Source organism: Rothia sp. P7181 (assembly GCF_048513015.1).
Lineage (GTDB): Bacteria > Actinomycetota > Actinomycetes > Actinomycetales > Micrococcaceae > Rothia.
This window is the reverse complement of record NZ_JBLXXZ010000007.1, coordinates 87,398-108,107: the sequence shown is the minus strand read 5'-3', so window position 1 is coordinate 108,107 and position 20,710 is coordinate 87,398. Positions and strand designations below refer to the sequence as shown.

At 45.6% G+C, this 20,710-nt stretch carries 15 protein-coding genes; 9 read left to right on the top strand and 6 right to left on the bottom strand.

The genetic code is table 11. The annotated features are described in order from the left end of the window. The first annotated feature begins 89 nt into the window (after positions 1 to 89). On the top strand, positions 90 to 695 hold the full coding sequence (locus ACN08Z_RS05100; protein WP_419103506.1) for an ANTAR domain-containing response regulator: 606 nt from the start codon (positions 90 to 92) through the stop codon (positions 693 to 695). Between the two features lie 81 nt (positions 696 to 776). On the opposite strand, the gene ACN08Z_RS05095 is transcribed toward ACN08Z_RS05100, so the two are convergent. Beyond that, positions 777 to 926, bottom strand: a complete 150-nt coding sequence (locus tag ACN08Z_RS05095) for a hypothetical protein (protein WP_419103505.1) — start codon at positions 924 to 926, stop codon at positions 777 to 779. A gap of 5 nt (positions 927 to 931) precedes the next feature. Further along, positions 932 to 1,417 carry a PaaI family thioesterase gene (locus ACN08Z_RS05090; RefSeq protein ID WP_419103504.1) on the bottom strand — a complete coding sequence of 162 codons (486 nt, stop codon included), beginning with the start codon at positions 1,415 to 1,417 and terminating at the stop codon, positions 932 to 934. 85 nt (positions 1,418 to 1,502) lie between these two features. Between ACN08Z_RS05090 and polA the strand changes: the two genes are divergently transcribed. From polA to ACN08Z_RS05070, 4 genes are all read left to right on the top strand, one after another. Further along, on the top strand, positions 1,503 to 4,340 hold the full coding sequence (polA, locus tag ACN08Z_RS05085) for a DNA polymerase I (protein WP_419103503.1): 2,838 nt from the start codon (positions 1,503 to 1,505) through the stop codon (positions 4,338 to 4,340). Between the two features lie 18 nt (positions 4,341 to 4,358). Further along, positions 4,359 to 4,979 (top strand): GNAT family N-acetyltransferase, encoded by a 621-nt coding sequence (locus ACN08Z_RS05080; protein ID WP_419103502.1) that lies wholly within the window; start codon positions 4,359 to 4,361, stop codon positions 4,977 to 4,979. A 298-nt stretch (positions 4,980 to 5,277) separates the two neighbouring features. Continuing rightward, positions 5,278 to 6,744: a 30S ribosomal protein S1 gene (gene rpsA / locus ACN08Z_RS05075; RefSeq protein WP_419101790.1), complete on the top strand. Its 1,467-nt coding sequence runs from the start codon at positions 5,278 to 5,280 to the stop codon at positions 6,742 to 6,744. 214 nt (positions 6,745 to 6,958) lie between these two features. Next, entirely contained in the window at positions 6,959 to 7,696 is a 738-nt protein-coding gene (locus tag ACN08Z_RS05070; protein ID WP_419103501.1) for an SDR family NAD(P)-dependent oxidoreductase, read from the top strand. A gap of 78 nt (positions 7,697 to 7,774) precedes the next feature. On the opposite strand, the gene ACN08Z_RS05065 is transcribed toward ACN08Z_RS05070, so the two are convergent. Further along, on the bottom strand, positions 7,775 to 8,455 hold the full coding sequence (locus tag ACN08Z_RS05065) for an IMPACT family protein (protein ID WP_419101788.1): 681 nt from the start codon (positions 8,453 to 8,455) through the stop codon (positions 7,775 to 7,777). Between the two features lie 179 nt (positions 8,456 to 8,634). On the opposite strand from ACN08Z_RS05065, the gene coaE reads away from it, so the two are divergent. From coaE to ACN08Z_RS05045, 4 genes are all read left to right on the top strand, one after another. Beyond that, the gene (gene coaE, locus ACN08Z_RS05060; RefSeq protein ID WP_419103500.1) at positions 8,635 to 9,252 is read left to right on the top strand and encodes a dephospho-CoA kinase; all 618 of its coding nucleotides are present in this window, start codon (positions 8,635 to 8,637) and stop codon (positions 9,250 to 9,252) included. A gap of 263 nt (positions 9,253 to 9,515) precedes the next feature. Further along, the gene (locus ACN08Z_RS05055) at positions 9,516 to 11,225 is read left to right on the top strand and encodes a BCCT family transporter (RefSeq protein ID WP_419103499.1); all 1,710 of its coding nucleotides are present in this window, start codon (positions 9,516 to 9,518) and stop codon (positions 11,223 to 11,225) included. A 377-nt stretch (positions 11,226 to 11,602) separates the two neighbouring features. Then, positions 11,603 to 13,684, top strand: coding sequence for an excinuclease ABC subunit UvrB (gene uvrB, locus ACN08Z_RS05050; RefSeq protein WP_419103498.1), 2,082 nt, complete (start codon positions 11,603 to 11,605; stop codon positions 13,682 to 13,684). 171 nt (positions 13,685 to 13,855) lie between these two features. Further along, positions 13,856 to 15,055: a TerC family protein gene (locus ACN08Z_RS05045; protein WP_419103497.1), complete on the top strand. Its 1,200-nt coding sequence runs from the start codon at positions 13,856 to 13,858 to the stop codon at positions 15,053 to 15,055. A 95-nt stretch (positions 15,056 to 15,150) separates the two neighbouring features. Here the strand turns inward: ACN08Z_RS05045 and ACN08Z_RS05040 are convergent, their stop codons facing one another. The 3 genes from ACN08Z_RS05040 to ACN08Z_RS05030 all read right to left on the bottom strand — a co-directional run bounded on the left by ACN08Z_RS05040 (position 15,151) and on the right by ACN08Z_RS05030 (position 20,507). Next, positions 15,151 to 16,368 (bottom strand): hypothetical protein, encoded by a 1,218-nt coding sequence (locus tag ACN08Z_RS05040; RefSeq protein ID WP_419103496.1) that lies wholly within the window; start codon positions 16,366 to 16,368, stop codon positions 15,151 to 15,153. 71 nt (positions 16,369 to 16,439) lie between these two features. Beyond that, the gene (locus tag ACN08Z_RS05035; RefSeq protein ID WP_419103495.1) at positions 16,440 to 17,837 is read right to left on the bottom strand and encodes an alpha/beta fold hydrolase; all 1,398 of its coding nucleotides are present in this window, start codon (positions 17,835 to 17,837) and stop codon (positions 16,440 to 16,442) included. 63 nt (positions 17,838 to 17,900) lie between these two features. Continuing rightward, positions 17,901 to 20,507: a DEAD/DEAH box helicase gene (locus ACN08Z_RS05030; protein WP_419103494.1), complete on the bottom strand. Its 2,607-nt coding sequence runs from the start codon at positions 20,505 to 20,507 to the stop codon at positions 17,901 to 17,903. Positions 20,508 to 20,710: the final 203 nt, after the last annotated feature.

The following is a 20,710-nucleotide window of genomic DNA, read 5'->3' as shown; positions in this document are numbered from 1 at the left end:
CGGACTTTTTTCTTCACGTGCTGAACAGATAGCTAAGCAACGTGTCAAAATTATAAAGTAAAAGGGTCGGCAGAGAGCTAGGAGTTTGTATGTCAGAGAAGACATCTTCCACAGAGGAAACAACACATACCGTTATCGTCGCAGAAGATGAAGCGCTCATCCGTATGGACATCGTTGAGATTCTTCGAGGACAAGGATACGACGTCATCGCAGAAGCTGATAACGGAAAGACTGCTGTTGAACTCGCTGAGCGATACCGCCCTGACGTTGTCCTCATGGACGTAAAAATGCCCATTATGGATGGTATTACTGCTGCTGAAGAGATTACACAACGACAGATTGCTCCTGTTGTATTGTTAACTGCCTTTAGCCAAAAAGAGCTGGTAGACCGTGCCACGGAAGCTGGTGCAATGGCATACGTGGTTAAACCCTTTAGCCCAAATGAGCTCATCCCATCTATCGAAGTTGCGATGAGTCGTTATGAACAGATTAAGGCTCTTCAAGCTGAAGTTGAAAATATTAAAGAACAGTTTGAGACGCGGAAAGCTGTGGACCGTGCAAAGTCTTTGCTCATGACAAAGATGGGGGTAACAGAGCCAGAAGCGTTCCGCTGGATTCAAAAAACGTCAATGGATCGACGTATCTCTATGCGTGAAGTTGCTGAGACTATCGTTGAACAAATGTCTAAATCATAGGTTTTACTAGACATAAAAACGTGGTGGGGTTAGCACTCCTTTAGGAGTGCTAACCCCACCATGATGTGTTGTGAGCAAAGATTATTTTTGTGAAGGCTTTGTTCCAATACCCCATAGTGTGACAGCACTACAGATTGCTAGACCAAGCCACCAATAGCTTCCACGTTGCATTGCCGTAACAGCAACAAGAATAGTGAGGATGAGAAAGACCATCCCAATTTTTTCTCGCATGCGTGTTATCCCTTCTGAGCAGAATGAACGATATTAGGAACAACCATATTGGTCATTCTTCCGCTACTAATTAGCTTTCCCTTCTCATCGGTAATATCAATGTGGTGGACCAGCTGTGTTCTACCAAGTTTAACTGCGGTGCAGGTTCCTGTCACAAGACCACTGACGGCAGAGCGTAGGTGAGTAATATTCAGTTCAGTACCGACTGCCATGGTTTTCTCATCGACAGCCATATTTGATGCAAAAGATCCAAGAGTCTCTAAGAATGCTGCGGATGCACCACCGTGTAGCAGTCCTGCTGGTTGGGTGTTTCCTGATACTGGCATGGTTGCAACAGTTTTTTCTGCAGAGAGTTCAAGGAAGCGGATACCAAGTTTAGGGATAAGCTCTCCTAAACCTAGCGGACCGAAACGGTGTACTGAATCTTCCGGTATTCCATGCTCAATCAATGATGCGCGTACGTCGTGAGGTAATTCGTTCATAGTCTTCATTATGCTCTTTGTTTTTCTGAGGTGCTAGTGAACATAGGGGGAGTGAACGTGGTGTGAGAAAGAATAAGCGTCTAGGATAGAACTTGTGACTACACAAGAATCTGCTAAAAAAACTCAAAAACTTCTACTGATTGACGGTCATTCTTTAGCTTTTCGGTCTTTTTATGGGACTCCAGCTGATGTTTTCGTTAATGCTCAAGGACAGCACACAAATGCGGTTCATGGTTTCCTTTCAACGTTGTTGAGCCTTATTAAAAGTGAAGAACCATCGCATATTGTTGCTGCGTTTGATTTATCGGGTGGCACATTTAGAACACGTGAATATAGTGAGTATAAGGGTGGGCGTTCGGAGACTCCTCCCGAATTTTTTGGGCAGGTTGAGCTAATTCAGCGTCTTCTTGATTTGTTAAATATCCCTTGGCTAACCGTTCCTGAATATGAAGCAGACGACATTATTGCAACGTTGACAAAGACTGGTCGTGAGAGCGGATATCAAGTATCTATTGTCTCTGGTGATAGGGATTCTTTTCAGCTGATTTCTGATAACGTCACGGTACTTTATCCTGTGACGACGGGGCCGCAGAAAGGTATCCGTCCTATGGATGCGGCTGCTGTGCAAGAGAAATATCTTGTACCTCCTCATTTGTACCCAGATCTTGCCGCGTTGACAGGTGAGAAAGCAGATAACCTGCCAGGTGTACCTGGTGTGGGGCCTGGTTTTGCCGCAAAATGGATTAATGAATACGGTGATTTAGAGAGTATTTTTGCCCATGCTGATGAGATTAAAGGCAAAAAGGGTGAGGCGCTTAGGGAACATATTGAGGATGTGCGTCGTAACCGTCGTTTGAATCGTCTGGTTGATGACCTCGAACTGCCGCTTGCGTTATCGGATATGAGTGAGTATGGTCCGGAAGACCATCAACGTCTTGACGATTTTTTTGATGAGTTAGCGTTTAATTCTATTCGCCGTCGTGTGGGTGAGGTTTTCCCCGCCGCAGCGGAGCAGGGTACGACTGTATCTGCGCTGTCTTTTGATACGACAGTTGAGACGTGCTCTTCTGATGACGGAGATAAAGTTTTACGTCAATTCTTGGACACGGCGACTGATGTTATTGCTCAGGTGGAGCGTTCAGAATCTGTGCCGGAACGTTTGAGCTGTGCTGTGACGTTATATCCTGTTGTCGCTGAGTCTGCTCAGCAGACGGGCCTAGCTCATGAGCGTGATCTTTTAGGTGCTGTTTTAGTTGCTGGAGCTTCTAGCGTATGGCTTGACTTTACTGCGATGAGCCCAGAAGTAGAGAGTGTTTTTGCTCGTTGGCTAGCAGATGAGTCTCAACCTAAAATTCTGTTCGACCTCAAACAGCACTATAAGACGTTGAACGCGCGAGGCTTTGACCTTGCTGGGGTCGTTGAAGACCCGATGCTGAGTTCTTATGTGTGCGGGTATATTCCTTCAGCTCGTAAACGTGATTTTGCGACGATGATGGATGCCTTGTGCCAAGAATATTTGGGGGTTTCTCTTCCTCAGGAGCCAGTATCGGAGGAGCCTCAAGCAGAGCTCTTTGTGTTAGAACCTTCTGTCCCCTTTGAGCATTGCGCTCTTGTTGCTCGCCATATTCAAGAGTTGGCGTACCGTTTGCATTATCGGATGGTTGATGATGAGCAGCTAACCCTTTATCAGGATATTGAGCTTCCTATGGCAGAGGTTTTAGCTCGTATGGAACAATCTGGTATCGCCGTTGACTCTGCAAAGATTTCTGAGCTTAAGGACTACTATGATTCTTTCGTGCGTCAGGCAACTGACGAAGCGTATCGTTTGATTGGCCACGAAGTGAATCTGAGCTCTCCTAAACAGCTTCAAGGAGTTCTTTTTGAAGAATTAGGACTGCCCAAGACTCGCAAACTTAAGTCGGGGTATTCTACTGATGCTGAGTCTATTGCAGATTTGATGACTAAAGTGAATCCTGATACTGCCGGAGCGCAATTTTTGGCTGCGTTGCAGACCTATCGTGACTTTACCAAGCTCAAACAAACGGTTGAAGGTCTAGAAAAAGCGACGGCTGCTGATGGTCGGATTCATACGACTTTTCAACAAAATGTTACAGCGACTGGGCGATTGTCTTCTACGGAACCAAACCTTCAGAACATTCCTATCCGGTCTGAGCAAGGACGTAAAATCCGTGGGGTCTTTATTGTTGATCCGCATTCTGTTGATGGAACATCATATGAGACTCTTCTGACTGCAGATTATTCGCAGATTGAAATGCGCATTATGGTGCATCTAGCTAAGGACGAGAAGCTAATTGAGGCTTATCAAAGTGGTGAGGATTTGCATCGCTTTGTTGGTTCAGAAGTATTTGATGTGGCTCCTGAAGAGGTGACATCACAGATGCGTGCCAAAGTTAAGGCAATGTCTTATGGGCTGGCGTATGGGTTGTCTCGTTTTGGTCTTTCAAAACAACTCGGTATTCCTGTTGATGAGGCTGGCGAGTTAACGGTGAACTATTTTAAACGTTTTGGCAATGTGGGGCGTTTCTTGCGTTCAACGGTTAAGCAGGCTCACCGTGATGGTTATACCGAGACGATGTTTGGACGCCGTCGTATTCTTCCCGACTTGGGCAGTTCAAATAAGCAACGTCGTGAGGCTGCTGAACGTGCAGCGTTGAATGCTCCTATTCAGGGTACTGCTGCGGATATTGTCAAAATTGCGATGCTTAATGTTTATCGTCGTCTTAATGATGAGAATCTTAAGAGTCGTATGCTTTTGCAGGTTCATGACGAATTGATTTTAGAAGTTGCCTCTGGTGAGCTTGAACAAGCTCGCCGTATTTTGAGTGAAGAGATGAGCAAGGCTGTGGAACTTTTGGTACCTCTTGATGTTCAGGTTGGTTCTGGTGCGTCTTGGCAAGAGGCTGGACATTAGGGGAAGCGTTCTTTGGTCATGACTTCTATAACAAATTCGATGCCTTCGCGTTCTCCTCGGGATGTTGAGGTCATTTATTTACAGATGTTTTCAGATCCAGGAGAGTTTTCGGGCTTTCCTGAAGGCGTGTATGCTCAGCGGGTGATGCATCCTCAGCCGGAGTTTATTCGTTGGCTTTATAGTGTTGTTGGTGGGCCTTATTACTGGTACGAGCGTTTAAGCTGGTCTCGAGAGCAGTGGGATGACGAACTGAGCGAAGTTGGCAGTGAACTATGGGTTCTTTATGTTGAGGGAACTCCTTGTGGCTATGCGCAGTTAGATACTCAGGTTATTCCTCGTTCTGATGATGAATTTGGCTCTGATGTGGAGCTGCTCTATTTTGGTTTGATGCAGTGGGTGCATGGTAGGGGGCTGGGTAAAGCCTTTTTGGAGTATGTTCTTACTGCTGCATGGAAGATGTCCTCTTATCACGCTATACCTGAAGTGCAACGTGTGTGGGTGCATACATGTACTTTAGACGGGCCATACGCTCTGAAGAACTATTGTCGTAGGGGGTTTGAAGAGTATCGTCGTGAGGTCTACCATGAGCTAGTTTTTGATACCCCGATGTCGTCGTGGGAGTCGATGTTTAGCCGTTGATAATGCAATGGGGAAGTAACATACCATATTTGTTGTGAAATAAACACCTGAAATAGTGTGGCTATGATTGACCATCTTGGGTGTAACCCCCTAGAATCAACGGTGTGGGCGTACTATGCGCTCACATAATTGTCCGAATAAACGCTTGGTACAGAGTGAACCACTCGTGGTGAATGCTACGTCGGAACCCGATGAGTGAGAGATATTTTTATCAAATACTCAGAAGATATGTTTTGTACGTAGTGGGCGCCTGGCTGTATCAACCTACCAAATCTATCCTATTGGAGCCCTTTACTATATGAGCACCAACACTCCTCAGGTTGCTATCAACGACATTGGAACTGAAGAAGACTTCCTCAAGGCCGTTGATGAGACCATTAAGTACTTCAACGATGGCGATCTAGTCTCCGGCGAAGTTGTTAAAGTTGACCGCGACGAGGTTCTTCTCGATATCGGTTACAAGACCGAAGGCGTTATTCCCTCACGCGAACTTTCCATCAAGCATGACGTCGATCCCGGCGAAGTTGTTTCCGTTGGTGACGAAGTTGAGGCTCTCGTCCTAACTAAGGAAGACAAAGAAGGCCGTCTCATCCTTTCTAAGAAGCGTGCACAGTACGAGCGCGCATGGGGCGACATCGAGCAGGTTAAGGAAAACGACGGTGTCGTTACCGGTACTGTTATCGAGGTTGTCAAGGGTGGTCTTATCCTCGACATCGGTCTTCGTGGCTTCCTCCCTGCATCTTTGGTTGAGATGCGTCGCGTTCGTGACCTTGCACCTTATATCGGTCAGGAAATCGAAGCAAAAATTATTGAACTTGATAAGAACCGTAACAACGTTGTTCTTTCTCGCCGTGCATGGCTTGAGCAGACTCAGTCTGAGGTTCGCTCCACCTTCCTTAACCAGCTCGAAAAGGGCCAGGTTCGTAACGGTGTTGTATCCTCTATCGTCAACTTCGGTGCATTCGTTGACCTTGGTGGCGTAGACGGTCTTGTTCACGTTTCTGAGCTTTCTTGGAAGCACATCGATCATCCTTCCGAGGTCGTTGAGGTTGGCACTGAGGTTACCGTTGAGGTTCTCGAAGTTGATCTTGACCGCGAGCGTGTTTCACTCTCCCTCAAAGCAACTCAAGAAGATCCTTGGCAGGCATTTGCTCGTACCCACGCTTTGGGTCAGGTTGTTCCTGGTAAGGTCACCAAACTTGTACCATTCGGTGCATTCGTTCGTGTTGAAGATGGCATCGAAGGTCTCGTTCACATCTCCGAACTTGCTGTTCGCCACGTTGATTTGGCTGAGCAGGTTGTTTCTGTTGGTGACGAACTCTTCGTTAAGGTTATCGACATCGATCTTGACCGCCGTCGTATCTCCCTCTCCCTCAAGCAGGCTAACGAGGGCGTAGATCCTGAAGGTACTGAGTTTGACCCTGCACTTTACGGCATGGCAGCTGAGTACGACGAAGAGGGCAACTACAAGTACCCTGAGGGCTTCGACCCTGAGACCAACGAATGGCTTGAAGGCTTTGAAGCTCAGCGTGCAGCTTGGGAACAGCAGTATGCTGATGCTCAGGCTCGCTGGGAAGCTCACAAGGTACAGGTTGCAAAGGCTCTTGAAGCTGACGCAGAAGCTATTGCTAACGCACCTGCTGAGCCTGCTGCTGAGGTTGAAGCTGCTCCTTCTTCCTACTCCTCTGATAGCAAGTCAGAGTCCGGTACTCTTGCTTCTGATGAGGCTCTTGCAGAACTTCGCAAGAAGCTCACCGGCAACTAATTAAGTCTTTATGAGGGGTTTACCTCTCATAAGTCTTTGATCAAAGGTTGTTCTTCCTACCTTACTGGTAGGAAGAACAACCTTTTATTTTTTCTTGAAAAAGCTGGGAGTTCAGGAGTATAGTACACCTTGTTAGTGATGGGCGACATAAGTCGCCTCTTGCCAGCTAAATATACATAGCGAATAAATCTTTCATATCAAAGGATGATAAGTGATGGCAAAGAAACTCGAAAACAAGGTTGCTTTAATTACTGGAGCTGCTCAAGGAATGGGAGCTGCTCATGCGCGTTTATTCCACGAAGAAGGGGCTCGTGTAGTAATCACTGATATTAACGCCGAAGAAGGTGAAAAATTAGCGGAGGAATTAGGTCAAAACGCTTTGTTCTTGTCCCATAACGTTACTTCTTCAGACGATTGGGAACGTGTCATTGCTGAGACCGAAAAACACTTTGGCACTTTAGATATTCTGGTCAATAACGCCGGTATTACGATGGCGAAGTCACTATTTGATGTGAGCGTTGATGAGTATACAAAGATTTTTAATATCAATCAGCTCAGCGTATTTCTTGGAGTAAAGTACGGTGCTTCATCGATGAAGAAAAATGGTGGCGGAAGCATTATCAATATTTCTTCTATCAACGGCTTAGTGGGTGGTGCAGTCGGATACACCGATACTAAATTTGCTGTGCGTGGTTTGACTAAAGCTGCTTCGTTGGAACTTGCCCATCACGGTATTCGTGTGAACTCTGTTCACCCCGGTGTTATTGCGACACCGATGATTATGCAAGAAGATACGATGGCTGCGGTTAAAGAGTTTGAGAAGACTATTCCTCTGGGGCGTATCGCTCAGCCAGAGGAAGTTTCTAAGACTGTTCTCTTTCTTGCAAGTGATGATTCTTCATACTCAACTGGCTCAGAATTTATCCTTGACGGTGGCTTAACTGCCCGATAAATCATATAGAGATAACGGATAAGGGTGCTCTTTGATGATAGCTCTCAAAGAGCACCCTTATCTCTACGCTGTCATGTTTTACGGGGTGTCTACCCATATTGAGCCGTCCCAGCTGAGGGACTCTTCGCCAGCGCTGATATGGGCAATACATTCTTTGAGATATTCTACTTTCTCTGCCGTCACACCAACGCTCATGTAGGCTTTTTCTGCGTCGTATTCGGTATCAATGATATGAAATCCTAGGTGTCGTATTTCATGATCGCGTTGTCCGACGAATGCATGTGAAACAGGAAGTTTTGCACACAGCAGTTTTTGACGCAGAAGAAATTCTGAGCTGTCAAGAACATGAGTGACAGCTTCAGAATAAGCTCGCGTAAGCCCACCGGCACCTAGTTTAATCCCGCCAAAATATCGTACGACAACAACACAAATATCTGAGATAGGGGCTTTTTGTGCCGTGTCTCGTGCAAGTATTGCTTGGAGCATCGGTATTCCTGCTGTACCTGCTGGCTCTCCATCATCAGAGGACCGTTGGATATCGCGATCTGCTCCAATCACAAACGCTGAGCAGACGTGTCGTGCATCGTGGTAGCGTTTTCTTAGAGAAGTAATGAACTCTCGTGCTTGGGTTTCGTTTTCAACGCGAAGAGCGAAACCCAAGAAATTGCTTCTTTTAATTTCAAGATCAGCACGGTATTCATGTGCGTGTTTTGCTAGAACAGTGTATCGGTGAGCACGAGTATGGTCTGTTGTCTGCATCTAAAACATTTTACTGCACAGGATGAGAGCACTCGTTTTCTGTGTAATGTTTGGCTGTAGTGTTCTCAGATGTGTTTTTGGTGTGCGGATGAGGTAGAACATGAACATCACGTACTCATAGTCGTTACGATAGGTTAGAGAGAGTCGCTGTATGGGGTGTGTTGATTGATAGGAGAAAAATGTTAAGGATTGCTTTAACGGGTGGAATTGGTGCTGGAAAATCTACTATTGCGCAGATTTTTTCCTCCTATGGCGCTCATATTGTTGACGCTGATGCTTTAGGTCGTGAGCTTATGCAGGCGGGGGAGAAGACTTTTGACGAGGTTATTCGCCTTTTTGGCTCAGATATTCTGTGCGAAGATGGGTCGTTGAATCGTGGGCGTTTGGCTCAGAAAATTTTTTCTGATGAGCAGTTACGTGAAACTCTTGAGCGTATTATGCACCCTGCTATTCGTGAACGTGCTGTAGAGAAAATTGCGAATATTCGTCGTATTTATGGTGATGAGGCTATCGTCATTGAGGATATTCCGCTTTTAGTAGAGACTGGGCAATATCATCATTTTGATAAAGTCATTGTGGTTTATGCTGATCTTCCTGTACGCCTTGAGCGTCTGAAAAAGTATCGTGGGATGTCTCGTGAGGATGCCTTGAGCAGAATGTCAGCTCAAGCTAGTGACGTTCAACGGGCAGAGGTCGCTCATTGGGTTATCGACAATTCGGGTGATATTGATGATACTAAACAGCGTGTTTTGGAGGTTTGGGAGAGTCTTTTGGCATCTTCTACCACCAAAAAATAATCAGTAGTGTTATATTTTATAGAATTGTTATAATTCCTAGTCAGATACTTTCTATTGACTCTAAATAGTCGGAATAAAAAGTCATATTTAACATTTCTTTGTAAAATATGCGTACTATTAAATACGTTGTCCTCTCTGGATGAATTTGCGGTGAGGTGGAATCAACGAGCGCCGCAAAGTACGCACATATCCACCGGGTTTTTGCTGTGTTGAGCAAAATACACAACAGACTAGGGCTTAGAACAAGCCCTCCTATTTTCTTTATGTCAGCAGCATTTATTATGCTTTTTACTCTGGCAATGGTTGTTTTCCCAAAGCCTATGGCTGAGATATTTGGTGTTGTCGCATCTTTTATTATTAAATATCTTGGTTGGTTTTATGTTTTAGGGAATGCTCTTTTCTTTATCTTCCTCATCTATATTGCGTGTAGTCGTTTTGGCCGTGTCAAACTTGGCCCCGATGATGCAGAACCAGAATATTCCGGTATTGCATGGTTCGGCATGCTATTTGCTGCCGGTGTTGGTGCTGTACTTCTCTTCTGGGGTGCAGCAGAACCTATCAGCCACTACGCTAACCCTCCATACCCTGGGATTGAACCGCAATCTGACGCTGCCGCTATTGATGCGCTATCAATAGCGAACTTCCACATCGGCTTGTTCATGTGGGTTATTCTGACTGTCCCTGGGCTTGCTTTTGGGTATTTTACGTATAAACGTAAACTTCCTCCGCGCGTATCTTCTATCTTCCAACCACTGCTCGGCGAAGGTATTCACGGCCCTATCGGAAAAGTCATCGACGCAATCTCGATTATCGCTACTGTCTTTGGTATTGCTGTTTCCGTAGGGCTTGGCGCCTTACAGATTAACTCCGGTATGAACATCATGTATGGTCTTCCGGTAGGTGGTTGGATACAGGCTGCCATTATTGCCATCATCACTGCTGCAGGTATCTGCTCCGTGATGATGGGCATGGACAAAGGCGTGAAACGCTTGTCCTACATTAACATCATGATGGCTATTGCCTTGTTGCTCTTTATCCTCATGACGGGAGCAACACGACTAGCAATTACCGGAACGATTGAATCTGCCGGACAATTTGTTCAGAAGCTTCCCGTTATGATGTTCTTCAACGACACCTTCGCCGATACTGGTTGGCTTGGTTCTTGGACTGTTTTCTATTGGGCATGGACCGTAGCTTGGGCACCTTTTGTTGGACTCTTTATTGCAAAGATTTCTCAAGGTCGTACTATCCGCCAGTTTGTGATTGGTGTTTTGGGTGCGCCGAGTGCCTTCACCTTGATTTGGATTGGTGTTTTCGGCATGAACGCCTTTAACATCGAACGTAACCATAACGGAACGCTCGTTCAGAAAGTGGTAGATGAAGGTAATATCCCCGCTGCGCTCTTCGAATTTTTGGGTCATTTCCCCTTCTTCCCCGTAATTGCAGCGCTAACACTTCTGGTGATTACTATCTTCTTTATCACCTCTATCGACTCTGCGGCTTTGGTGATGGATGCTATCTCAAACGGCCATGAAGATCCCGCCCCGAAACGTCAAGGTGTGTTCTGGGCATTATGTATTGGTCTTGTGTGCGCATCTATCCTTGTATCGAGTGGAGATGACGGGCTGAACCTCTTACAACAGGTCATTATTGTGATCGGTCTACCTGTATGGGTTTTGGGCTATTTAGAGATTTGGATGATTGTTCGTGCTCTACGTGAGGACGCAGGGGAGTTACCTCCGATGCGGACTCGTCAGTGGAAGCAGGTGCTTCCGATTGAGGAATATCATCGTCGAGCTCAAGAAGACTTCTCTTCTATTGAAGATGTTGTGATGCGTCCTGAGTTTGAGGTAGGAACAGAACCAGAATATGAGTCTCTTGTTCCTAATACGGGTCAGATTCCGGTCATTACTCCAGAGACAAAAGCTGAAGATTCTCAAGAATCAGCGAAAAGCTCATCAAAGAAAAAATAGTTGAGTTATAGAACAATCTAGCTTGAATATGTTCTGAACATATTGAACCAGTAAGTATTAGAGCGTTCAATAATAGGGCACATAGTTAATATATAAAATATTAACTATGTGCCCTATTGTTATCATTATTTAACGTTTTACGAGATTAAAGAATTAACTTATTGTTTAAGTAACTTATTGAGGATATTAACATATCTGAAGCGATTCAATGAAATAGTTTTAGTCCAATTCCATCTTAAATATGTCATTGATAGTGCAGATTTCTTATACAACTCATCAGCTACAAAAACATTACATATGCTGAACCACTACGAATATGACGATAATATGAGCGCTGAATGCCCACCAGCCACTGAGGTGCAGTAAAATTAACAACCATGAGCCTAGCGCAAAACATCCAACGAATTGTCGCACCCTTTAACGTCATCTCTGAATACCAGCCAGCGGGAGACCAACCCAAAGCTATCGCAGAGCTAACCGAACGCGTCAACAACGGAGAAAAAGATATCGTGCTACTGGGTGCCACCGGCACCGGAAAATCTGCAACAGCAGCATGGCTCATAGAATCAGTGCAGCGCCCAACGCTCATCATGGTACATAATAAAACTCTCGCCGCTCAACTTGCGCAAGAGCTTCGAGAACTCCTTCCACATAACGCTGTCGAATACTTTGTCTCTTACTACGACTACTACCAGCCAGAAGCGTATGTGCCTCAAACAGATACTTTTATTGAAAAAGACTCATCTATTAATGAAGAAGTAGAACGACTGCGCCACTCTGCAACCAACTCTTTGCTGACTCGACGTGATGTTGTTGTTGTCTCCACCGTATCGTGTATTTACGGACTCGGAACACCCGAAGAATACATCGAACAAATGGTCACTCTCAAACGAGGAGAAGAACTCGACCGAGATGAACTGCTACGACAATTTGTAGCCATGCAATACACCCGCAACGACATTGACTTTCACCGTGGAACCTTCCGCGTTCGTGGCGACACCGTAGAAATTATTCCCATGTACGAAGAGAACGCAATTCGTATTGAATTCTTTGGGGACGAGATAGAAACTATCTACACTCTGCATCCGCTCACCGGAGAAATTATCCGTGAGGAAGAAGAAATGTACGTTTTCCCTGCCTCACACTACGTAGCAGGTGAAGAACGCATGAAAATTGCTATGCGCAGTATCGAAGATGAACTGCAAAGCAGACTTGCAGAACTTGAAAGTCAACAAAAACTTCTTGAAGCCCAACGCCTACGCATGCGTACCCAATATGACCTCGAAATGATGGAACAAATGGGTTTCTGCACCGGAATTGAAAATTATTCTCGACACATTGACCAACGTGAAGCAGGTTCCGCACCACATTGTCTACTCGATTATTTTCCCGATGACTTCCTCCTCATTATCGACGAATCTCACGTGACGGTCCCACAAATTGGTGCCATGTACGAAGGTGACATGAGCCGAAAACGTACTCTTGTAGACTTTGGTTTCCGGCTACCGTCAGCTATGGATAACCGTCCCCTCAAATGGAACGAATTCCTTGAAAGAATCGGACAAACAGTATATCTATCGGCTACACCCGGAAAATACGAACTATCCCAAGCCGACGGATATGTTGAACAAATCATTCGCCCAACAGGACTTGTCGACCCGAAAATTATTGTTAAACCGACCCGCGGACAAATCGACGACCTCCTAGAAAATATCCGAGAACGCGTCGAACGTGACGAGCGTATCCTCGTTACCACACTCACTAAGAGAATGGCTGAAGACCTCAGCGAATACCTCGCCCAAAACGGGGTGCGCGTAGAGTACCTTCACTCCGATGTGGACACTCTCCAACGCGTAAACCTACTACGACAACTACGCCAAGGCAGTTTTGACGTTTTGGTCGGCATTAACCTTCTTCGTGAAGGGTTAGACTTGCCAGAAGTCTCTCTTGTCGCCATCCTTGACGCAGATAAAGAAGGCTTCCTCCGTTCAACAACGTCACTAATTCAAACGATTGGTCGCGCCGCACGAAACGTCAGTGGAGAAGTTCACATGTACGCCGACAAAATTACGCCGTCCATGCAAGTAGCTATTGACGAAACCAACCGACGACGTGAAATTCAACAACGCTATAACCAAGAACACGGTATCGATCCGCAACCGCTACGTAAGAAAATCGCTGACATCACCGACCAACTTGCTCGTGAAGAAGAGGACACACAACAACTCCTGAACCAGCACACCACCAAAACACCTCGAACGGCAACAACCCCGAACATACGCCAAAATCGTTTGGCGAGCGCACCGGCTGAAGACCTGACGCAGCTCATACAGGAGCTAACTGAGCAAATGATGACAGCGTCTGAAAACCTTCAATTTGAGATAGCTGCACAAATTCGTGATGAGCTGCAAGAACTTAAAAAAGAATTGCGTCAGATGCAACAAGCAGGTCACGCCTAAAGAGTACAAGTGAGCACCTAAAATGCGGTAGAGTATTCTCAGAGCAAGGGAGTATCCCATAAATCATTTTTCGTCAGCACGAGAGCCAAAGAAGTCGCTCCGGAAAATGTGCCCTCTGAGGCGGGAGAGACTTGTGGTATTTAACGTATCCAACCACAAGAAAGGCTCCCCGTGGATATTAGTGGGCTGCAATGGTCTATCACCCTTATTTTCATTGGCTTACTTCTTGCTTATGATTTTATTTTTCATGTGCGTAAAGCTCATGAGCCAACTATTCGTGAAGCTGCCATTTGGTCGGCTATCTATATTGGTGTAGCGCTACTCTTCGGTGTTTTCATTCTGATATTTGATGGTAGTACCTACGCTGCAGAGTACTACGCAGGGTATATTACAGAGAAAGCGCTAAGCGTTGATAATCTCTTTGTCTTCCTGATTATTATGGCGAGCTTTAAAGTGCCCAGAGAAGACCAGCAAAAGGTGCTACTGTTTGGCATTATTTTTGCGATGCTGGCACGGGCCGTCTTTATCTTTGCTGGTGCAGCGCTCATCAATACATGGAGCTGGCTCTTCTACATTTTTGGTATCGTTCTCATCTACACCGCCGGTAACCTCATCAAGGATGAGATTTCTGCTGAGAATGAAGAAGACGAAGCGAATAATATTGTTATCCGTTTAGCGAAGAAGTACCTTAAAACTTCTGAGCATTATGATGGCGATAAGCTTTTTACTATCGAAAATGGTAAAAAAGTGATGACTCCGATGCTGCTGGTGATGGTCGCTATCGGTGGAACAGACTTACTCTTTGCCTTGGACTCTATTCCCGCGATTTTTGGTCTGACACAGTCGGCATACATTGTCTTTACTGCAACGGCATTCTCCTTGATGGGTCTTCGACAGTTATACTTCCTCATTGATGGTTTGCTGGACCGTCTGATTTATCTCTCGTGGGGCCTATCGCTGATTCTTGCGTTTATTGGCGTGAAATTGGTATTGCACGCCTTACATGAAAACACCTTGCCCTTTATCAATAACGGTGAACCTGTTCACGTAGTTGAGGTATCTATTGGTGTTTCTTTGGCAGTGATTGTTGGGGTGCTCATCGTAACGGTCTTAGCGTCGTTGTACTCGCCTAAGGGCAAAGCCTTAGCTACGATTCATAAGGTCACTGCACTCAGCGAGAGCTATCTTGCTTTACCTGAGGATGCTTCTATGGAAGAACGTGCAAAGATTAAAGATGAGCTAGAGCGTTATGCTAAGAAGTCGCGTGCTATTAAACAAAAATATCGTGATGAACTCATCGATTCTGAACAAGATTATCAAGACCTTGTTCACCGTGCTCGAGGTAAACACGCGGACTACATTCAAAACTAACGCAGTATCGTTAAAGGTGTGGGTTGCAACCTGTATAGGTTGCAACCCACACCTTTACTCTATCTCTGAGGAAAGATAACGCAAAAGATAATTGTTTATCGGGTTGTTGGGTCAATCAACGTTTTTTGTGCTGTCTCAAGCGCTCCCGTTTGTGACGCTCTTGTGGTGTTTGCAAAAGCAGAACCAATAATGGTTACCTGAGTATTTCCCTCGTGCGCCCAAAACCCAACGGATTGTCCAGGGTCATTTCTCGTACGGTTAAAAGACTGACAGCCAATAAGTTGTGTGCCTGTTGCATTGCGTTCAACATGGAATCCATGAGCCTCAGAAGTTTGCGCTTCACCTGATATGTTCTCTGCATAACCATTCGAGTCAGCGATACAGTTCATCAGCGAATTATTCCCTAATGAAAGAACGAAGCCATGTCCACCGTTATCTTGGGCATCGCACTGGTTGAAGGAGTTTCGAGTGCCTTTAATATAGTATCCGGCACCGGCTTTAGCCGATTCTTCAAAGCTCATGGAACGTTTAGAATACCAACTTTTAACCTGCGAGAACGAACAGTTAGAGGTGTACACTTCAATCGCTGCGGCGTCAAGACGCTGCAAGTTCGCTGACGAGAAATCAAGCATATAGAACATATTATCTGCAGCTGTTGGTGAGTTTGTGTCACCAACGGTGAGTGCTGTTCGCAAAAATCGACGTCCTCGTATCTGAGACACCGTGCAACCTTGGTCGTCTGGGCCCTTGAGCTTAATGCCCATATCTAAATCCCAAAGAGTAATTCCCGAAATTCGGTGAGCAGCATCAGGATCTGGGGGATTATCCCCATTAAACGTGTTGTAAAGAATCCCGACCGTATTGGGGATAGCTTGACGATGCTTATACGAGTCTTCTCCTGGTTTGATACTGAACTGATGAAGGCCTGTACGATAAACAGGTTCTTTAGAGGGGATGGTATCTTCGCCAATTCGAAAAACACCGGCGAGTTCTTCCCATTCACCAACTGGCATAAATTGTGTGGAATCGCCAACACCCATAATAGAGACTTGGTGTTTGAGCACAATGCCAGAAGAGTCTACGGGGTATCTTCCTGGAGGGAAGAGGATACTACCTCCACCAGATTGAGCTAACTGATCGATGAGCTCATTAATACGGTGGTTAACTGGTTCTAAAGAATCAGGGGTAATGCCTTGTTCATCGGCACGATAAAAGCGTGATGGTGCTTGAGCATACGCCGAAGACGACGAATGAAAAGCAGTTGCAAGGACACCAACGGCAGAAGCGCCAAGAAATTGAGCGCGAGAGACCACAAACCCTCCAAAAGGGAAAAATAGCGAGTGAATTACTGGAGTGTGGGTGCCATCTCGTGCTGGGGGTATTCTTAGCGCATGTCTGCGAGAAGATTTTTGAGATGTCCCAAAATTAGTGTACCGTCTGTACCCAAACCATCGTGATGATGCGTATGTGATGTCCACACTTTTGTATTTTTAACCCACTGAGCAGTACTCATAGAATGTGCATAATCCACATAAATATCGGGAGTATATGCGGCAGCCGCTAAAGGCACCTCATTAGAGGCTAACTGTTCATGAGAATATAGCGGGCCCCAATCATCTTTTTGCGCCAAGGCATCAGCCAACTCTGCTAACGGCTTCAACGCGGTATCTTGTTCAAAAAGCCACGGGAAAATATGCTCACCGGTAAAAAGAATCCTTGAAGCATCAGGGCTAAATTCTGGACGTTTCTTTGCCATACGAGCAGCAGACCAATTTGTTGGGGCAGGAGATGGCGAACCACCCTGAGCTGGACCATCAGCATAAATTGACTCATGTAAAAGAGCGTACAAAGGGCTAGACCTAAAACTCAGAACGTGTTCTGCTTCGCTCAAGAACTGTGCTGAGAGGTGGCTTGTTCCTTCAGCAAAAGCAGATTCAAGTAAATAATGTAATCCATGCACTCGGCTATTACCACCAAGATACTGCCCGAGCATTTGGAAACGAGGAACAGTCAGACGCTCTCCAGAAGGCAGATACACCTCGTTGTCTTCCACGAAGGAGGCGATACGACGAGCTAACTCTTCATCTTCGGGATACCACTGATAAAACTGTTCATTACGTTCATAAACACGGTCTAAAGTGCTCTGATACACCTGATCAATGGAAGCTCTCAACGGTGCCAGACCGGCGGTCATACGAGAATCTTTGAGAGACTCAGGAGCAAAGCTTAAATAGCTGAGGGTCAAGAATCCACCATAGCTTTGCCCCATCGTCGACCAACGCTGGTCTTTCCGACCAGCGCAGAGAAAACGACGTACCACTTCAGCATCAGCAACAATAGAATCTGCTCGAAAAAGTTCACAATAAGCAACTTGCTGTTCGATAGAGCGTCCTTGCTGAATCGTCTGAGCGGTGAGCGCAGTAGAAAGACCTGTTCCACGCTGGTCTAAAAGGACGAGCCGATGAGTTTTGCTAAGCTCCTGCACCCACCCTTGATCGCTAAGCGGACGAGGACTCTTACCACCTGGGCCGCCTTGGAGATAAACCATCAGAGGACGTTCGTCGACTGAAATTGTCAACTCAGGAGAAATATTAATGACTTCGCGAGCAAAAATAGTCAGAGTTTGCTGAGCAAAAGGATGCTCTAACGCCGCATCCATTCCTAACGATAAGGCAAGACCGTGAGTGGCGGGAACTTCAAACCAATGATCGATGAGGTGAAAAGAACCTACCGTATGAGTTGTTCCCTGCCGATGTGAAGACGATGGTAATGAGAGAATCATAAGAACCAACCTTTAGAAAAATATAACGATAAAACATAAAATACGGTGATGAAGAGGTCATCCTCACGAATGATTAAAACCTACGTGAAGGATACGGATTACGGGTTCACCCAGCTCATTTGAGGCTGCTAAATCTACAAGAGCACTCATACTAAAATCATGATGTTCTTCAGGATCAGAGAAAATTTGGCGAACAGTCCACGTTCCCTCTGTGCGTTCTGCACTTTTATCAACCGTGAATAAATGGGGAGAACGAGCTTGAGAATCGGTGTAAAGATCCTCATATTCTTCAAAATAATCGTCCATGGCTTCTGCCCAGCGGTCTTCATCCCATCCGTGAACACCATCAAGTTCACCGAGGGTGCGTTCTTGCTCTTGAGCAAAAAGTTCAACCCTGCGAAAAAGAGCGTTACGGACCATCACAGTAAAGGCACGTGGATTATCTGTGAGCTGAGGGGGAGTCTCATCAATAACGTGGTTGTGAGGCTGCACAAAATCTTCTGTCGATGAAGACGCTAAACGTTCCCACTCATCAACAAGAGAAGAATCTGTTTGTCGGATGAGCTCTCCGAGCCATTCGATGATATCTGTGAGTTCTTCGGTGAGAGCTTCTTGGGGCACTGTTTGCCGTAAAGCTTTATACGCATCAGATAGATATCTGAGAAGCACACCTTCAGAGCGTTCTAGCGAATAGAACTGAACATAGGAAGAAAAGTCCATGGCCCGCTCATACATATCACGAACAATAGACTTGGGGCTAATATCGTATTCTGTCACCCACGGCGCACCAGAACGGTACGTCTCAAAAGCCTGTACAAGAATATCTTCTAAAGGTTTTGGATAGCTGATGTGATCGAGTTCGTTCATCCGCTCCTGATAATCCAACCCATCAGCTTTCATCTGAGCGAGAGCCACAGACTTCTCTTTCTTCTCTTGCATATGAAGAACCTGATGAGGGTTCTCTAACGTTGCTTCAAAAATAGACAGAACATCTAAGGCATAGCTCGTCGACGAACGATCCAATAATGATAATGACGCTAAAGCAAAAGGAGACAGTGGCTGATTCAACGCAAAATTATCGTGAAGGCTCATCACCAGACGAACAGTCCTACCGTATTCGTCTGGGGCATCCAATTTTTCGACGATACCTCCTGCAAGGAGTTCTCGATAGATGCCGAGAGCTTTTTTAATGAGCTGTCGTTGTCGGGTCGGAGACTCATGATTATGGCGTAGGAAATGTCGCGCCACCATAAAAGGATTCTCATTCCGTTGAAGAATGTTAAGCACCATCGAATAGGTCATATCGAAGGAACTTGTTAACGGTTCAGGTGCAGAAGCAACAAGCTGATCGAAAGTTTTTTCTGACCAGTTAATGAAACCTTGCGGTGCTTTTTTCTTTTTACCGCGTAGGGACTGCGCCATTCGTTTAGTGTCGCCGTTAAACTTCTCCGCTGCTTTAGCTTCAAGCCGTCGGTTTTCAATCTCGTGTTCAGGGCCTTGCACCACCACCGTTCCAGCCGTGTCATAACCGGCGCGTCCAGCGCGTCCTGCAATCTGATGGAACTCACGCGATTTAAGTTTCCGAGAGCGTCTACCATCAAATTTTGATAGCGCCGTCAAAAGTACGGTACGAATAGGGACGTTAATACCAACACCAAGAGTGTCCGTGCCACAGATGACTTTGAGAAGACCTTCTTGCGCTAATTGCTCAACAAGGCGACGGTATTTCGGCAACATTCCAGCATGGTGGATACCGACACCATTCTTGACTAAGCGTTGAAGTACCTTTCCAAACCCCGGAGAGAACCTAAAAGAATGGAGCCGCTCATTAATACGTTTTTTCTCATCGGCAGTAGCCACAGCAACGTTGAGTAGCCCCTGAGCTGTCTCTGCTGCTTGAATCTGCGAGAAATGCACAATATATACGGGAGCTTGATGCGTATTAATAAGCTCTTGTACCGTCTCTTGCAAAGGCTCCATCGAATAATAAAAATGCAGTGGAATTGGTCGCTCATCGCTAGTTACTAACGCAACATCACGGCCAGTACGCTCTTTAAGCTCTTTTTCAAAACGTGTAGTATCACCTAACGTTGCACTCATCAAAAGGAACTGAGCTTGTGGAGCATCAAGTAACGGAACTTGCCAAGCCCAGCCTCGTTGAGGATCCGAATAAAAATGGAACTCGTCCATAATGACTTGCGAGAATTGTGCTTGTGAACCTTCACGTAAAACAATATTGGCAAGAATCTCAGCGGTACAACAGATAATTGGAGCTTCAGCATTAATAGAAGAATCTCCGGTAACCATACCGACGTTTTCTGCCCCAAAAATATCGATGAGATCAAAGAACTTTTCAGATACAAGAGCTTTCAACGGCGCTGTGTAATATGACCGATACCCTGTTGCTAATGCCGTGAAATGCGCAGCAACAGCGACCGTTGATTTGCCGGAGCCTGTGGGGGTTGCCAAAATAACATGAGAACCTTGAGCGAACTCTAAAATGGCTTCATCTTGCGCGGGGTAAAGTTCCATACCGCGGGAACTAATCCACTGACAGAACGCATCATATATTTCATCAGGCGATAGAGGATTTGAACGAAAATCCGCACTTGCATAATTTTCTGGATATTGTGCTAGCTGAGGGCTGAGATACTCAAGAATTTTTTTCATGGTTTTCCTAGTCTATACCGCAACAACACCAAAAAATATATCGATCATAGTCGAGAGCTTAACAGCAGAAAGATAAGACTCCTCACCCTCGCGTAGGAGGGAAATACTTCATCATGTTACAAAAGGAAAAGAACAATAACTTTCTCCTTTTGGCATAGAGCACCTTATGATAGTTCTACTTCATATATACGTGAATCATCGGT

Bases quoted from the DNA above. Each gene is read 5' to 3' on its own strand.
- ACN08Z_RS05065 (WP_419101788.1), bottom strand. From the start codon at position 8,455: ATGCAGACAACAGACCATACTCGTGCTCACCGATACACTGTTCTAGCA.
- uvrB (WP_419103498.1), top strand. From the start codon at position 11,603: ATGAGCCTAGCGCAAAACATCCAACGAATTGTCGCACCCTTTAACGTC.
- ACN08Z_RS05070 (WP_419103501.1), top strand. From the start codon at position 6,959: ATGGCAAAGAAACTCGAAAACAAGGTTGCTTTAATTACTGGAGCTGCT.
- ACN08Z_RS05080 (WP_419103502.1), top strand. From the start codon at position 4,359: ATGACTTCTATAACAAATTCGATGCCTTCGCGTTCTCCTCGGGATGTT.
- coaE (WP_419103500.1), top strand. From the start codon at position 8,635: ATGTTAAGGATTGCTTTAACGGGTGGAATTGGTGCTGGAAAATCTACT.
- rpsA (WP_419101790.1), top strand. From the start codon at position 5,278: ATGAGCACCAACACTCCTCAGGTTGCTATCAACGACATTGGAACTGAA.
- ACN08Z_RS05100 (WP_419103506.1), top strand. From the start codon at position 90: ATGTCAGAGAAGACATCTTCCACAGAGGAAACAACACATACCGTTATC.
- ACN08Z_RS05030 (WP_419103494.1), bottom strand. From the start codon at position 20,507: ATGAAAAAAATTCTTGAGTATCTCAGCCCTCAGCTAGCACAATATCCA.
- ACN08Z_RS05035 (WP_419103495.1), bottom strand. From the start codon at position 17,837: ATGATTCTCTCATTACCATCGTCTTCACATCGGCAGGGAACAACTCAT.
- ACN08Z_RS05055 (WP_419103499.1), top strand. From the start codon at position 9,516: ATGTCAGCAGCATTTATTATGCTTTTTACTCTGGCAATGGTTGTTTTC.
- ACN08Z_RS05095 (WP_419103505.1), bottom strand. From the start codon at position 926: ATGCGAGAAAAAATTGGGATGGTCTTTCTCATCCTCACTATTCTTGTT.
- ACN08Z_RS05090 (WP_419103504.1), bottom strand. From the start codon at position 1,417: ATGAAGACTATGAACGAATTACCTCACGACGTACGCGCATCATTGATT.